The organism is Pseudomonas sp. QE6 (genome assembly GCF_041379005.1).
Lineage (GTDB): Bacteria > Pseudomonadota > Gammaproteobacteria > Pseudomonadales > Pseudomonadaceae > Pseudomonas.
Genome location: NZ_CP166873.1, coordinates 5206224 through 5218351, shown reverse-complemented (window position 1 = coordinate 5218351; position 12128 = coordinate 5206224). Strand labels below are relative to the sequence as shown.

General features: G+C 59.2%; 15 protein-coding genes. 3 read left to right on the top strand and 12 right to left on the bottom strand.

Features of this window, described 5'->3' with window-relative positions; genetic code table 11:
* Positions 1 to 8: 8 nt before the first annotated feature.
* Together ACAW63_RS23855 and ACAW63_RS23850 are read right to left on the bottom strand one after the other, a co-directional pair.
* Complete coding sequence (locus tag ACAW63_RS23855; RefSeq protein WP_371229520.1) at positions 9 to 629, bottom strand: tyrosine-type recombinase/integrase; 621 nt, start codon at positions 627 to 629, stop codon at positions 9 to 11.
* A 109-nt stretch (positions 630 to 738) separates the two neighbouring features.
* Entirely contained in the window at positions 739 to 1188 is a 450-nt protein-coding gene (locus tag ACAW63_RS23850) for a carboxymuconolactone decarboxylase family protein (protein WP_371229517.1), read from the bottom strand.
* Positions 1189 to 1428: 240 nt separating this feature from the next.
* Between ACAW63_RS23850 and ACAW63_RS23845 the strand changes: the two genes are divergently transcribed.
* A complete protein-coding gene (locus ACAW63_RS23845) occupies positions 1429 to 2922 on the top strand; it encodes a PLP-dependent aminotransferase family protein (protein WP_239745988.1) in 1494 nt (497 codons plus the stop codon).
* 162 nt (positions 2923 to 3084) lie between these two features.
* Here ACAW63_RS23845 and ACAW63_RS23840 read toward each other — a convergent pair whose 3' ends face one another.
* Together ACAW63_RS23840 and ACAW63_RS23835 are read right to left on the bottom strand one after the other, a co-directional pair.
* Positions 3085 to 3744, bottom strand: coding sequence for an FMN-dependent NADH-azoreductase (locus ACAW63_RS23840; protein WP_371229514.1), 660 nt, complete (start codon positions 3742 to 3744; stop codon positions 3085 to 3087).
* Between the two features lie 32 nt (positions 3745 to 3776).
* Positions 3777 to 4259, bottom strand: coding sequence for a GNAT family N-acetyltransferase (locus ACAW63_RS23835; RefSeq protein ID WP_239745990.1), 483 nt, complete (start codon positions 4257 to 4259; stop codon positions 3777 to 3779).
* A gap of 91 nt (positions 4260 to 4350) precedes the next feature.
* On the opposite strand from ACAW63_RS23835, the gene ACAW63_RS23830 reads away from it, so the two are divergent.
* Positions 4351 to 5787, top strand: a complete 1437-nt coding sequence (locus ACAW63_RS23830) for a PLP-dependent aminotransferase family protein (protein ID WP_239745991.1) — start codon at positions 4351 to 4353, stop codon at positions 5785 to 5787.
* Here the strand turns inward: ACAW63_RS23830 and ACAW63_RS23825 are convergent.
* From ACAW63_RS23825 to ACAW63_RS23795, 7 genes are all read right to left on the bottom strand, one after another.
* Complete coding sequence (locus ACAW63_RS23825; protein ID WP_371229510.1) at positions 5780 to 6259, bottom strand: carboxymuconolactone decarboxylase family protein; 480 nt, start codon at positions 6257 to 6259, stop codon at positions 5780 to 5782. The two genes, ACAW63_RS23830 and ACAW63_RS23825, sit on opposite strands and share 8 nt — an antisense overlap.
* A 438-nt stretch (positions 6260 to 6697) precedes the next feature.
* Positions 6698 to 6877 (bottom strand): carbon storage regulator CsrA, encoded by a 180-nt coding sequence (gene csrA / locus ACAW63_RS23820; RefSeq protein ID WP_371229507.1) that lies wholly within the window; start codon positions 6875 to 6877, stop codon positions 6698 to 6700.
* A 57-nt stretch (positions 6878 to 6934) separates the two neighbouring features.
* A complete protein-coding gene (locus ACAW63_RS23815; RefSeq protein ID WP_371229504.1) occupies positions 6935 to 7858 on the bottom strand; it encodes a hydrolase or metal-binding protein in 924 nt (307 codons plus the stop codon).
* 72 nt (positions 7859 to 7930) lie between these two features.
* Positions 7931 to 8941: a YqaJ viral recombinase family protein gene (locus ACAW63_RS23810; RefSeq protein WP_371229502.1), complete on the bottom strand. Its 1011-nt coding sequence runs from the start codon at positions 8939 to 8941 to the stop codon at positions 7931 to 7933.
* Positions 8942 to 9012: 71 nt separating this feature from the next.
* Positions 9013 to 9330, bottom strand: coding sequence for a hypothetical protein (locus tag ACAW63_RS23805; protein ID WP_371229499.1), 318 nt, complete (start codon positions 9328 to 9330; stop codon positions 9013 to 9015).
* 43 nt (positions 9331 to 9373) lie between these two features.
* Positions 9374 to 9826 (bottom strand): hypothetical protein, encoded by a 453-nt coding sequence (locus tag ACAW63_RS23800; RefSeq protein WP_371234772.1) that lies wholly within the window; start codon positions 9824 to 9826, stop codon positions 9374 to 9376.
* A 34-nt stretch (positions 9827 to 9860) separates the two neighbouring features.
* On the bottom strand, positions 9861 to 10430 hold the full coding sequence (locus ACAW63_RS23795; protein WP_371229496.1) for a DUF4339 domain-containing protein: 570 nt from the start codon (positions 10428 to 10430) through the stop codon (positions 9861 to 9863).
* Between the two features lie 152 nt (positions 10431 to 10582).
* On the opposite strand from ACAW63_RS23795, the gene ACAW63_RS23790 reads away from it, so the two are divergent.
* The gene (locus tag ACAW63_RS23790) at positions 10583 to 10828 is read left to right on the top strand and encodes a helix-turn-helix domain-containing protein (RefSeq protein ID WP_119561246.1); all 246 of its coding nucleotides are present in this window, start codon (positions 10583 to 10585) and stop codon (positions 10826 to 10828) included.
* Between the two features lie 53 nt (positions 10829 to 10881).
* Here the strand turns inward: ACAW63_RS23790 and ACAW63_RS23785 are convergent, their stop codons facing one another.
* A complete protein-coding gene (locus ACAW63_RS23785) occupies positions 10882 to 11850 on the bottom strand; it encodes a DUF932 domain-containing protein (protein ID WP_371229493.1) in 969 nt (322 codons plus the stop codon).
* Between the last annotated feature and the right edge of the window lie 278 nt (positions 11851 to 12128).

The window sequence follows — 12128 nt, the reverse complement described above, 5'->3', positions numbered from 1 at the left end:
GAAGATGGCTAAACCTCTGTCTGCTCCGCCATCTCCAGAGCGTCGTCGACCTCGATACCCAAATACCTAACAGTGCTCTCCAGCTTCGTATGGCCGAGCAGCAGCTGCACTGCTCTCAGGTTCTTCGTTCTGCGATAGATCAGCGATGCTTTGGTTCTACGAAGTGTATGGGTTCCGTAGAGCGTAGGGTCGAGACCAATTGTGGTTACCCAGGCTTTCACAATGCGGGCGTACTGCCTCGTGGATATGTGCGCTGAACGTCGAGCACGACTGGGAAAGAGGAAATCGTCGTTGCGACGGCGAGCTGCGCGGATCCAAGCTTCAACAGATGCTCTTGTCTGAGCGGTGATTTCGAACTGCACCGGACGCTGGGTTTTCTGCTGCATCACGATCGCGCGTGTCGACACATGATCACCGTGAGCAATGTCTCTGACGCGCAGCTTCGTTAAGTCGCAGGCTCGCAGCTTGCTGTCGATGGCGAGGTTGAACAGCGCCAGATCGCGCTCCTTGTTTGCAATCTCAAGCCGCACTCTGATAGCCCAAATGTCCCTAAGTCGCAGCGGTGCTTTTTGGCCAACCAGTTTGCCCTTGTTCCAAGGTTCGCGAGCATTCGTTGTGGGTGCGGTCATGATTCGTCCTCCACATGAGTGAGGGACTAGGGTGCATCGCGCGCGATCATGAGGCCGCTTCCGGCCAGAAGCAGACTCTAGGCAATACGATCGGCGAGCGACTACGCCATCAAGCTTTAGCGGCAGGCTTTAGTCGGAAGCTGACGCCCATGCGGTTGAAAGCGTTCATCGCGGCAATAGCGGCTGTCAGGTCGACCAGATCCTTTTCTACAAACATCGCCGATGCTGCTGCGTAGGCTTCGTCGGATACATGTGTCTCGCTGACCCGCGTGACTTCCTCTGCCCAGGCCAATGCCGAGCGCTCCTGATCCGAGAACAAGAATTGCGCTTCATGCCATACCGGCACTAACAGCACCTTGTCTACCGACATACCTTCTTTGATCAGGTCACGCGAGTGCAGATCAATGCAGTGGGCGCATCCATTGATTTGAGACACTCTGAGAAACACCAGGTGGATCAGCGAGGCTGGCAGATTGGTAGCGGTGGTCACGAAATGATGCAGACTTCCAAGAGACTTAGCTGCACCAGGCGAAGCTTCAAACCAATTGAGGCGATTCATGAGTTTCTTTTCCTTTGTTTTGAGGCAATGAAGAGAGCGCGGCATACGGATCACCTCAGCCGAGTCGATTGAGTGTTTACCCGAGCTGAACCCTGAAATTGGCTCGCACATAGAGCACATGGCCCTGAGCGTTTTTGGTGTGCGGCGTGTACATGTGCTTGGAGTCAATTGTGATCATAAAGCGGCCTATGGTATTGATCCACTTATAGCCTGAAACGCTGATCCACTTTCGAGGTGCTCATGCCATCTGACGCGGCCCTGTTTGGGGCAATGGCATTACCGTGTGATAGGCCCGCTGCGGGCGTCAATCTTCAGCAGTGGCTGTATCTAGAGCTGCGCGAGGCAATGCTTTGCGGGCGTTTGTCTGCCGGCAGTAAGCTTCCGGGAAGCCGGACGTTAGCCGCCCATCTGGGACTTGCACGTGGGACGGTACAGGCTGCGTATCAGCAGCTTTTATCGGAGGGCTATGTGGTCAGCCTAACAGGCAGTGGTACCCGCGTGTGCGAGCTCCCCGATGCGAAACTTCGAGCCTTTTCCCAGCAACGACGTGATGGAATGCAAGTCCCTGTGCGGCGAGCGCCGCCAGTCACGGATTGGTTGGAGCGGCTAAAAGCTGCTACTCCAGAGTTCATCAGGCGCGAAGTCGCTCCTGGCCTTCGCCCTTTTTTCCCAATGCGTGGCGACGTTCATTCATTCCCGATTGACCTGTGGCGCAAGTTGCATATCCAGCAGATGCGCAGTTCCAAAGTGCAGACGCTGCTCGATTACGACCCCGCCGGTTTGCCGAGTTTGCGCGGCGCCATTGCCGAATATCTGGGCTCCGCTCGAGGTGTGCACGTTTCGCCGGATCAAATCGTGGTGCTCAGTAGCGTGCAACAGGGAATCGACTTATGCCTGCGCCTGCTGGCAAGGCCCGGGGGCACAGTCTGGATGGAGGATCCGGGCTATCCGATGGTACGCCAGCTTATGACTGTCGCAGGTTGCAAGGTGGTGGACGTGCCGGTGGATCAACAGGGTATGCGTGTCGAGGAGGGTATGCGGGCCGCCCCCCTGGCCGAACTGGCTTATGTGACGCCGTCGCGGCAAATGCCAACAGGTCACGAACTGTCTCCCGCCAGAAGACTCGAACTGCTGCGTTGGGCGGGCGCTTGCGGGGCCTATGTCATCGAAGATGACTACGACAGCGAGTTTCGATTCATCGCCAAGCCCATTCCAGCATTACGCGCCATGGCTGGCGCCGATGATTCGGTGATCCTTGCCGGTACGTTCAGCAAGTTGCTGTTTCCGTCCGCTCGCCTGGCGTATCTGGCGCTTCCGCTACATCTGGTAGACATGTTCACCCGAGCACTGGCGTTGACCTCGCGACACCCTAACAGCCTGAGTCAGGCTGTACTGGCAGCTTTTTTCGATCAAGGACATTTCGAACGACATGTCAGACGCATGCGCAAGCTCTATTCACTGCGTGCTGAAGCGCTCAGTTGCGCAGCGCAGCAGTATTGGCAGGGCTTGATCGAGGTACCGGAGATTCGTGCAGGTCTGGACATCGCCTGCTCGTTGCTGGGCGGCAGCGAGTCTGACGCATGCCGGCGAATCGAAGAGGCCAATGTTGATGTAATGCCGCTAGCGCGGTTTTACCAGGCACCGGTATCTACCGGTTTTTTGCTGGGATTCGCTCCCTATGAGGAACGATCCATATTTGATGCAGCGTTGGCAGTTAGAAACGCATTGTCTTAAACAAACGCTGTTGCGTTGGTCTAGACAACTGTACGACCGTGTGGCTGTGTCTTGTTCCTCTGCGCATGAGATCAGCGTAGGCGTTCGCCTCTCGCCAATTGCGGTCTCTTGCGATGCCCCTTCATTGATCATGCGCAGCCGAAGTGTTCAGGAGACAACCACCTACATCGCCATTTTCAATTCGCTGCCAAAGAACGCCTGCACTTCGGCGTACCCCGCCTCCCGTCCCGCAGTCAGTGACTCCACTCCCTTGGCCGTACCTTCAACGGTGAAGTAATGCACGTCATTGAGACCGATGGTGGCGAGCACAGCCGACAAGTAGGGGCGCAGAAAGTCGGGTTGGCGAGCGTTTTGGCCGCTGATGTAGCCGCCGCTAGCTACAGCGACATAAACCGGACGATCCGCCAGCGTTCCGACTTTGCCTCTGGCAGTGGTCAGGAACGTTTTGCCGACGCGTACCACATGGTCGATCCAGGCCTTGAGCGGAACTGGCACGCTGTAGTTGTGCATCGGCGTGGCAATCAGCAGTGCGTCGCACCTCAGAAGTTGCTCGATCAGCTCGTCGGAACGGCCCAATGTGTCCCCCGGCTCCCTGGCGACCACCACACTCTGATTGGCTAGGGTCTGGGCGTACAACGCGTCGACTGCGGCCAACGTGCTGAGGTCGAAATCAGTCAGCTCGATACCGCGTCTGCCAGCCTTGATAGCCAGGGTAAACAGAATCTGCTGGGACAGTTTCAAACTTTCCGAGGCGCCGCCATTGGGGCTGGCGACTAGGCGAAGAATTCGTAAAGGAGGGAGTGGCTGCGGGGACGACGTCATGGTGTTGCCTCCTGAAAAAAGTGGCGCGCGGGTTAAGGCGTATCGAACTGTTTTTGAAAACGCAGTGCACCGGTGTACAGGCCTTCGCGGAAGTAGAAACGTTGGGCGCGGGCGTTGGCTAAACCGGTGTCGAGCACCAGGCGTGCGCAACCGCTGGCGCGGGCCAGTCGTTCCAGCGCTTGCAGTAGCCGCGAGCCCCACTGGCCGCCGCGCTGAGCCTCGGCGGTAACTAGGTCGTCGACATACAGGAAGGCGCCGTAAATCAGGTTTTCCTGCAGGCGATAACCGGCCAACCCGACAAGGCTGCCCGCGTCGAATGCGCCGACCAGGCGATACCCCTCGGCGCGCATGCGCTCGATGCGGCTGATGAAGTCGGCCTCGCTAGTCAGGTGAGGGCGCAGTTGCTGCATCACTGGGAAGGCGATACGCAGGTCGTAGGGGGTATCCAGGGGGCGCAGGGCCGTGTCCGCCAGGTCGAGCACGCTGGGTACGAAGTTGTGGAGGGTAAACGTCATGGGAGTTGGCCTCAGTGAGTAGGTGATGGCGCTATCTTGGACTACCATTGCCCCACTTAAATGAGCCAAGAAATGGGATATCAACTAGGCCATGACAAATACTCCCACCCCGCCTTTTGCGCCTCTGAATGAGCAACCCGGCTCGCCGCTGTATCGTCAACTCTACGACCGCGTGCTGGCCGCCATTGCCGCTGGCACGCTGGCCCCCGGTGATCGCTTGCCGTCGGCGCGAGCCATGGCCAAGGAGCTGGGCGTGGCACGTGGCACCATCGAGTTGGCCTATTCGCTACTGACCAGTGAGGGTTACCTACTGGCGCTTGGGCAGAAAGGCACCGTGGTCAATCCCGAGCTACAGAAGCCTATGCTGGCGACCAGCGCGCTGCCAGTGAGCAACGAAGTGATCGAAGACTCCCCGGATTCGCTCTGGCGTCCACCGCAGCTGTTGCCGTTTCAGATGGGCGTGCCGGCGCTGGATGCCTTTCCGCGCAAGATCTGGGCGCGCCTGGGCGCGCGTTATCTGCGTGGCATGCGTCTGGGCGATCTGGACTACCCGGCGCCCCACGGCCTGCCGGCGCTGCGCAGTGCCATTGCCTCGTACCTGCAGGTGTCGCGCGGGATCGATTGCGGCGCCCATCAGGTGTTTATTACCAGCGGCTGGCGCAACAGCCTGTCGCTGATTGCCCATACCTTGCTGCAGCCCGGTGAGCGGGCCTGGGTGGAAGATCCGGGCTATCCCACCACGCGCCAGGTGCTGCGCCAGTTCGGCATGCAGCTGGAGCCGATTGCGGTGGATGAGGAGGGCATGAACGTGGAGCAGGCCATTGCCCAGGCCGCACCGGCGCAGGTGGCGATGGTGACGCCGGGGCATCAGAGCCCGCTGTCCATGGCCCTGTCGCTGCCGCGTCGGCAATTGTTGCTGGACTGGGCGGCGCGCAGCGGGGCGTGGATTGTCGAGGACGATTACGACGGCGAGTACCGTTATGTCAGCCGCCCGTTGCCGGCGCTGGCCAGCCTGGATCGCCACGGCCGGGTGCTGTATGCCGGCACCTTCAGCAAGGTGCTGTTTCCGGGGATCCGCCTGGCTTACCTGGTGGTGCCGCAGGCGCAGGTGGCGGCGTTCGAGCGGGTGGGGCGGGCGTTGTTTTCCGCCGGCTCGCCATCGATCACCCAGGCGCTGGTGGCGGAATTTATCGCCGAGGGGCATTTCACTCGCCATATCCAACGCATGCGCCGGCTTTACAACGAACGACGGGCATTGACCCTCGAAGCGCTGGAGCAGAGTTTGCCCAAAGGTATGCAGCCAGAACGCTCGCCAGGCGGCATGCACCTGTTACTGCGTTTGCCGGACGGGGTAAGCGACACCGCCCTGGCCGAGCAGGCGCTGGCCAAGGGCATGTCAGTACAAGCGTTGTCGCGCTGGGCTGCGTCGTCGCAGCGTCAATCGGGGCTGCTGTTGAGCTTTACCAACTGCGCCACGGCTGCTTCGGGCGAGCAGCTTGGCGCATTGATCAGCAAGGCACTCAGTTGAGGTTGGCCTTGGTCAGACCGAACATCTCATCGGACGAACCCGGGATTGCCTGAAACGCCACATTGAGGCGATTCCAACCATTGATGGCGACGATCAGGAACGACAGGTCAGACAGTTCCTGCTCAGAAAACTGTTCACGCACACGCGCATGCAGGCGGTCGGGAATACCATGAGGTTGCAGTTGGGTCAGGGCTTCAGTCCACTCCAACGCCGCGCGCTCGACCGGCGAAAACAGTGGCGACTCACGCCAGACAGCCACATGGTGAAGACGCAACTCGCGCTCGCCATGAATCTTGGCCTCTTTCACATGCATATCCACACAGAACGCACAGCCATTGAGCTGTGAAGCCCGCAGCATGATCAGGTGGGCAAGGTCGGCCAGCAGCGGCTTCTTGCTCAAGTGCAGGGTGAGCTCCACCAGTTTGTTGGAGGCCTGGGGGGACAGTTTGAAGTAATCAAGACGGTTGTTCATGGAAAGTCACTCGCAGTGGGTGGGTGTTTGTTGGAGCCACTGTAGTCATGCTTGGCCTAGCCATACAGTGCCAAGATGGTAACTTCGAACTAGGCCATGTCTGACTCGATGCTCGCCATGATCGCCCCATTGAGCGGTTCGTTCGGACGGCCGCTATTGGCCGGAAGCAGTCTATCGATGGGGCAAAAAAAGAAATGGCAACAGGAGCCCAGAGGGCTCCTGTTTATGCCGACCTAACCCCGGATAGACGAGCCTCGTCGGGTAGCGAAATGGAATATGGTGAGCGCCACGATGAGTGTCAGCATCAATGGCCAGAAGCGCATAGCCAGGACTGCTAGTCCAACCACGGCTGCCGTACCGGCGAAGACGCTGAAGAGTACGAAGAGTAGGCCCAGAAAGCGTAGTAGCGTCATGCCGAATTTCCTGTGAGGTGAGTGATCAGGAGGGGAAATGTTGGTTTGCTTGGATCCGCTGGTAGACCTCATCGCGATGCACTGTGATGTGGGACGGTGCGGAAACACCAACGCGCACCTGATTGCCGTTGACTCGAAGTATGACGATCTCGATTTCGTCGCCAATGCGGATGGTTTTGCCGACGCTGCGGGTGAGGATGAGCATGATTTTTACTCCTGTATGTTTGGTTGGCACCGAGCTGCCGCCCGGCGCCTGTTTTTGTTAGTTGGTGGGCTGTTGATTACGAGCTTCGGCGCGTTCGCGCAGCAGCTTCGATAGAGTCGGGCGAGTGCTGGCGCTGATTGGTTCGTCTGCTGGAGCGGGAGATGTCGCCGTGGTGGCCGCAGGCTCGGGAAAGAACTCATCAACGATCGCGCCGCTTTCTTCTTCGCTATCCTCAAACGCCCCGTTGGCGAAGCCCTGGCGCGCTGCAGCATCGAGGGCTTGCTGGTCGAAGCCGGATGCTTGGCGTACCTCATCGGTCTCTCGGGCATGCTGCAGCGCAGCTTCGATCGACAGCCCGCTGCGTACGGTGATATCGACGTAGAAGATCGGCGAGCCATGGCTTTGCCGGGTGGACTTTCCGCGCAGACGTAGCTCAAGTGGCAGACACGCCAGACGGTCTCCCGAAATCGCTTGGAGGTACTGCAGGCGAGCGGCCAGCGTGCGGATGCTGTTGAAGCCCGTGGTTCGAAACACGAAGCTGCCGAGCGCATCTTCATCGCCGATGACCACGTTGAGTCGGCCATAGGGCTTGCAGGCGCCACCTTTCGCTAGCGAGCAACCATCGGGTGAAGGGCAGGGCAGTGAGTCGATGCTGTCCTTACCGCGTCGTTTGCAGGTTTCGCCGTTTCCGACGCACACCGGCCGCCCCGATTGCCGATCAAAGAGGCAGTACTCGGCACGAAAATTCAGGTCGGGTGCGTTGAACAGCAGGCGGATCGGGATGCTGCGAATCTTGCCGCCCTGGGCTTTGCGGAGCTCCTCGTCGATGGGGTGATGGATCCAGCCATCACGCAGTTGCACCTGCGAGGTGATGGTGAATTGATCGTCCTTCTCTGGCAGGCGCTTGCCGTTCTTCTCGACAACCTTGCCGATGGAAATCCGCCCGAGTACGGGCGGCGTAATAGCCAAGCCTTTGAGCATGGTGGTTCTCCAGGTGAATAAAAAAGACCGCCCCGAGTCGGGCAACATCGGGGCGGTCAAGGGGGAGTGGATTCAGGTGACCAGGAAGCGACGGCTTCCCGGTTTGGTGGTGGAGAAGCGTGTGAGGAGATACGGCTTTTCCTTCAGCAACCGCGGCACATCCAGGGCCAGACTGTCCTTGGCCTTGCGCCAGGTCACCGAACCGTTGGCAAACACCGCGCGACTGGCTTCACCCATGGCCTGCTGCAGAAACTGTTTGAGCTCCGCCTCGCGCTTGCTGTGGGCCTCGAGCGTGGCGCGAGCTTCCTTCAGCTCATCGAAGGCGGCGCAGAGAATGGGATCCTGGGAAAAGTCCCGCGTGTTGCCGTTGTCTTCGGGGTAGAGACAGCGCAGTGCTTGCTCTGCTGATTCGGAGCCATCGGCCGGCGGCGGAGTGTCGCGTTGCACGTAGTTCCAGAAGTCCTGTTCTAGTTCGATCAGCCGAGCGATCAGTTCGTCGTCACGCTCGATGCGGTGGATCTCCAACTGCTGGCCGCCGACCAGCACGGCCACGTCTGCCGCCTGCTTACCGGTGACCGCCAACTGATGCATCACCTGCAGCTGCACATACACCGGCACGCCTTCTTTCCAGAGGCGCGCTCCGTTGATGCCTGCGGTCTTGCATTCGAGGATCTGCACATCGCTGGCGCCGATAACCTCGCGGTCGATGTTGGCCAGCATCCAGTTCAGTTTCGGATCAGGGTGCTGCAGCACGGCGTTGATGCGCCGCACTCGGTGCCCGCTGCGGCGGGTGTAGTGCGTCGCGACGATTGGTTCCAGGATGTTGCCCCAGTAGGTGGCGCTTTCCTCATCATGGGGATCGGATTTCGGTAGGCCGGCATCACGACCAGTTTTTTCCAGCCATAACTCCAATTGGGATTTGTACGGATTGAGGCCGACGGCTGCAGCGGCATCGGAGCTACCGATACCGTCTTTGCGGACGGCCAGCCAGGCTTCACGGGAGAGTTGTTTGGTGCCCACCAATCGCAGGGCAGGGCGCTTTTGCGCGTGCTTACTGACAGCAGAGACATGGGATTGAGGCATATGACTTTTCCTGCGGGCATAAAAAAGCCCGAGCGGGAAACCGCTCGGGCTGTTCAGTTATAAGGCGCGGACTAGCTGTCAAAATTGAAGTCGTAATCCCCTTCGCTGGTAGAGAGAGACACCTCAACTACCTTTTGGCAAGACGGTGCGTCTGCCTTCAACAGCTCACCAAAGGCGAGCTTGTACGGCAGGCGCTCTTGGACATTGACGGGGCAGTTCCCGCGATTGATCTGCACTTTGTTGATCGTGACGCTGTCCTCACGGGCAGTGATGCGAATCTGCGGTCCGCCCCAGACGGAGTTTCTGCCAAGCTCAACGGTAACGGGCGGCTCAGAGCCGCATCCGGCAATGGCCGCGAGTAGAAGCGCGACAGCCAGGTACTTCTTCATCGTCATAATCCTGTGAAAGATGTTTCCAGCAATCCGCTCTGGGTTACCAGGCGGAGCGGCAAAGGTTTTTCTTGCTGTTCAGGGGTTGCAGAACTTTGGAAAGATTCTTGGTCGGCAGCTTCACAGTCCTGCCCTCCGCGCTGAGCTGAAGATTGTTCGCCTTGCGCAACGCCGCCCAGAAGCCCGGGAAGTTGTTGCCGCACACGTGGCAGTCGGTGAAGAAGGGATTGCTGTAGGCCGTACCATCGACAATGACATCGAATCCACCGTCGTCGTTGGACGAATACTGCTTGCCACTAATCGTGGCGTAGGCGCTCACGCCACTTTCATCATCGTCTGGGCAGGAGATGTTCAGCTCGTTCCCATTGCCATCGTCGACCAGGTGTTCCCGCACACCCTGGGCATAACCGGTGGTCCATTCGTAGGTGCCTGCTACGGCGCAAGTTTCGATCACGCCCACGGCAAGGCCGGACAGCAGCGCTATCGCTCTGATCATTTTCATGGAGTAACTCTCGTAAGTGAGGGTGAGGCTAGCCCTGGTGTGCGCCGATGCTGATGACGAAGCAGACGATCCAGGTGATGAAGTAGGCGAGGTTCTGGTTCAGCAGCTTGGCGCGCTGATAGAGGTAGACCGGTACCACGAACACCCAGCCTTTGAAGCGGCTGACGTCGTGACCGGCCTGCTTGAGGCGCTTGGAGTCGAGCACCGACAGGGCAATGTTCAGAGCCAGGGTGACGTACCAGTAGCGGTTCTCTGACATGGCTCGCTCCCACTGCGCTTCACTCGCGCCCAGCAGTCCAGCCACGAAGGACTCCAGCAGATAGCCAATCAACGGAGCGAATGCCAGCAGCCAGACGATCTTGTTGTTGACGCTGCTACCGGTCAGCGGTGGCGGGGCGACATCCTCCAGATGCTGGCGCAGTTCGGTTTGCTCGATCTGCATCCAGTCAGCCATGCCTTTTTTCCAGACGCGAGATCCATAAGTGAGCTGGCCTTGTTGGATGAGGGCGATGAGCTGTTGCTGCGAGATGGCGCCTTTGCGCTCGCCGTTTTGTTCGTAGTGCCAAGAGGTGTCGAGGGTAGAGGTTGCATCCTGCATGACAGGCTCCTTTGGGTTAGGGGTTAGAAGGGGAAAGAAACAACTGCGAGAGCTAACTCAGCGCAGATGCACTGCGCTTCGGTAGCGGAAATTTCTTAAATGGGTCGTAAATGCCGTGGTCTTATTGTCATCATAGCTTGACGATTTTTGCCATGGCAAGAATCTCTGCGATCCAAGACAAAGACGGGGACCTCGTGAAGCTCGGCGCAGCTGTCCGAGCGCGCCGCCTTGCCCTTGAGTTGTCGCAAGAGGCTCTGGCCGATGCTGCTTCGATTGACCGCTCGCATATGGGGAAAATCGAGCGTGGCGAGCGAAACGTTACGTTCCTGAACATCTGCCGAATAGCTGTCGCTATTCAGTGCAAACCTTCAGATTTGCTCCGCGAGGCGGGGTTATAGATAGCGCTGGGTGACGCCGCAGTTTCGAGTGCGCTTAGGTCAATTTCCTGTCGCTAAGCTGCGAGCTCCAACGCAGCATCCAACGCTTTCTGCTTCAGCACCGCTCCTTGTCCGAACCACGCCGAGTCCAGGCGATATTCATTGCTGCGCGCCCGCCGTTCGTGGTCCACATACTCAGTGACGGAGCAGAGCAAGCCCCACGCTGTTCCCTCCGCCGCAGGTAGCTTGGCACCGCGGCCTGCCCCCTCATACAGCTCATGCACCCTGCGAAGTGCCCGCTCGTTGGCGAGCTTTTCGGGAATGTCCGTCGTAGGCGCAACATCGCACAACACGTCCAGGAAGAAGCTCGTGGCCTCTCTTGGGCGCACCTTTCGTTCAGCCAGATGGCGCATCCGATACATGAACTCGTCCCATTGCGAGACGGAGATGCCGAGTTGCTTCTTCACCGCCTGGGAGTCGAAGCGGGTGTTGTGGGGAACCTTGATGGCCCGGGAGGTGCCATCCAAGGCAATAGTGAGGGTGTTATTGCAGACAACTCGGATGGTCGTGGGCGTGGCAGTGGTAGCGAGTGTCCCGTCGCACGAGGTGGCTAGCAGCAAGTAGCCATTCACCTGGTCATTGCCTTTGAGCGCTGCGTGCTGACCAGTGCGCGCCAGTGCCCAGAATTTGCGTCCGCCTTTGAGTACGCCAGCCGTTTCGAGCTCATAGCCCGATACTTCGGTCAGGTCCCGATAAAACTCCAGCACCTCCTTGGGCTGGACGACCTGATAGCGCTGAGAGACCACGGACAGCGGCGCCTTGGTGTCGGAGCGGTAGAGCACCTTCTGTTCTGGGAAGGAGTGGATGCTGCCCAGATGGCCGGCAGCATCGGCCTTGAAGTGCACTGGGCTTTCCTGGATCTGCCAGTCCATGCCGGCTTCGCGTTGCCAGATTTCGATCGGTTGCTTTTGCGGGAGCTGATTGCCGAGGCCGTGCCAGGGCGTTTCGCCCACATAAGCCATTTGTTCGACGAGATGAGCCATGGTGAGTTTCCTTTGAGCAATAGCCGGCCACAGCGCTGCGCGAGGTGCAGCACCGGCAAAATGAATGAGAGCGGGGGAGGGGACCTAGTAGAGGGGGCTGAAGCAGTGCTGGCAGTTCAGACAGCGATGGTTGTGCAGCACGTGCTCATCCACCTGTTTGCCGAGTGTGGCTCCGGCCACGCAGCCGGCGACGCCTCCGGCTAGCGCGCCCAGGACAGCACCGGCAATGCAGCTCAGCGCCATACCGGGTGGTCCGCCGAGCGATCCAAAGCTGGCGC

Coding starts and splice junctions, on each gene's coding strand:
- ACAW63_RS23795 (WP_371229496.1), bottom strand. CDS start 10,430: ATGCAGGATGCAACCTCTACCCTCGACACCTCTTGGCACTACGAACAA.
- ACAW63_RS23785 (WP_371229493.1), bottom strand. CDS start 11,850: ATGGCTCATCTCGTCGAACAAATGGCTTATGTGGGCGAAACGCCCTGG.
- ACAW63_RS23800 (WP_371234772.1), bottom strand. CDS start 9,826: ATGATCAGAGCGATAGCGCTGCTGTCCGGCCTTGCCGTGGGCGTGATC.
- ACAW63_RS23830 (WP_239745991.1), top strand. CDS start 4,351: ATGACAAATACTCCCACCCCGCCTTTTGCGCCTCTGAATGAGCAACCC.
- ACAW63_RS23840 (WP_371229514.1), bottom strand. CDS start 3,744: ATGACGTCGTCCCCGCAGCCACTCCCTCCTTTACGAATTCTTCGCCTA.
- ACAW63_RS23845 (WP_239745988.1), top strand. CDS start 1,429: ATGCCATCTGACGCGGCCCTGTTTGGGGCAATGGCATTACCGTGTGAT.
- ACAW63_RS23835 (WP_239745990.1), bottom strand. CDS start 4,259: ATGACGTTTACCCTCCACAACTTCGTACCCAGCGTGCTCGACCTGGCG.
- csrA (WP_371229507.1), bottom strand. CDS start 6,877: ATGCTCATCCTCACCCGCAGCGTCGGCAAAACCATCCGCATTGGCGAC.
- ACAW63_RS23850 (WP_371229517.1), bottom strand. CDS start 1,188: ATGAATCGCCTCAATTGGTTTGAAGCTTCGCCTGGTGCAGCTAAGTCT.
- ACAW63_RS23805 (WP_371229499.1), bottom strand. CDS start 9,330: ATGAAGAAGTACCTGGCTGTCGCGCTTCTACTCGCGGCCATTGCCGGA.
- ACAW63_RS23825 (WP_371229510.1), bottom strand. CDS start 6,259: ATGAACAACCGTCTTGATTACTTCAAACTGTCCCCCCAGGCCTCCAAC.
- ACAW63_RS23810 (WP_371229502.1), bottom strand. CDS start 8,941: ATGCCTCAATCCCATGTCTCTGCTGTCAGTAAGCACGCGCAAAAGCGC.
- ACAW63_RS23855 (WP_371229520.1), bottom strand. CDS start 629: ATGACCGCACCCACAACGAATGCTCGCGAACCTTGGAACAAGGGCAAA.
- ACAW63_RS23790 (WP_119561246.1), top strand. CDS start 10,583: ATGGCAAGAATCTCTGCGATCCAAGACAAAGACGGGGACCTCGTGAAG.
- ACAW63_RS23815 (WP_371229504.1), bottom strand. CDS start 7,858: ATGCTCAAAGGCTTGGCTATTACGCCGCCCGTACTCGGGCGGATTTCC.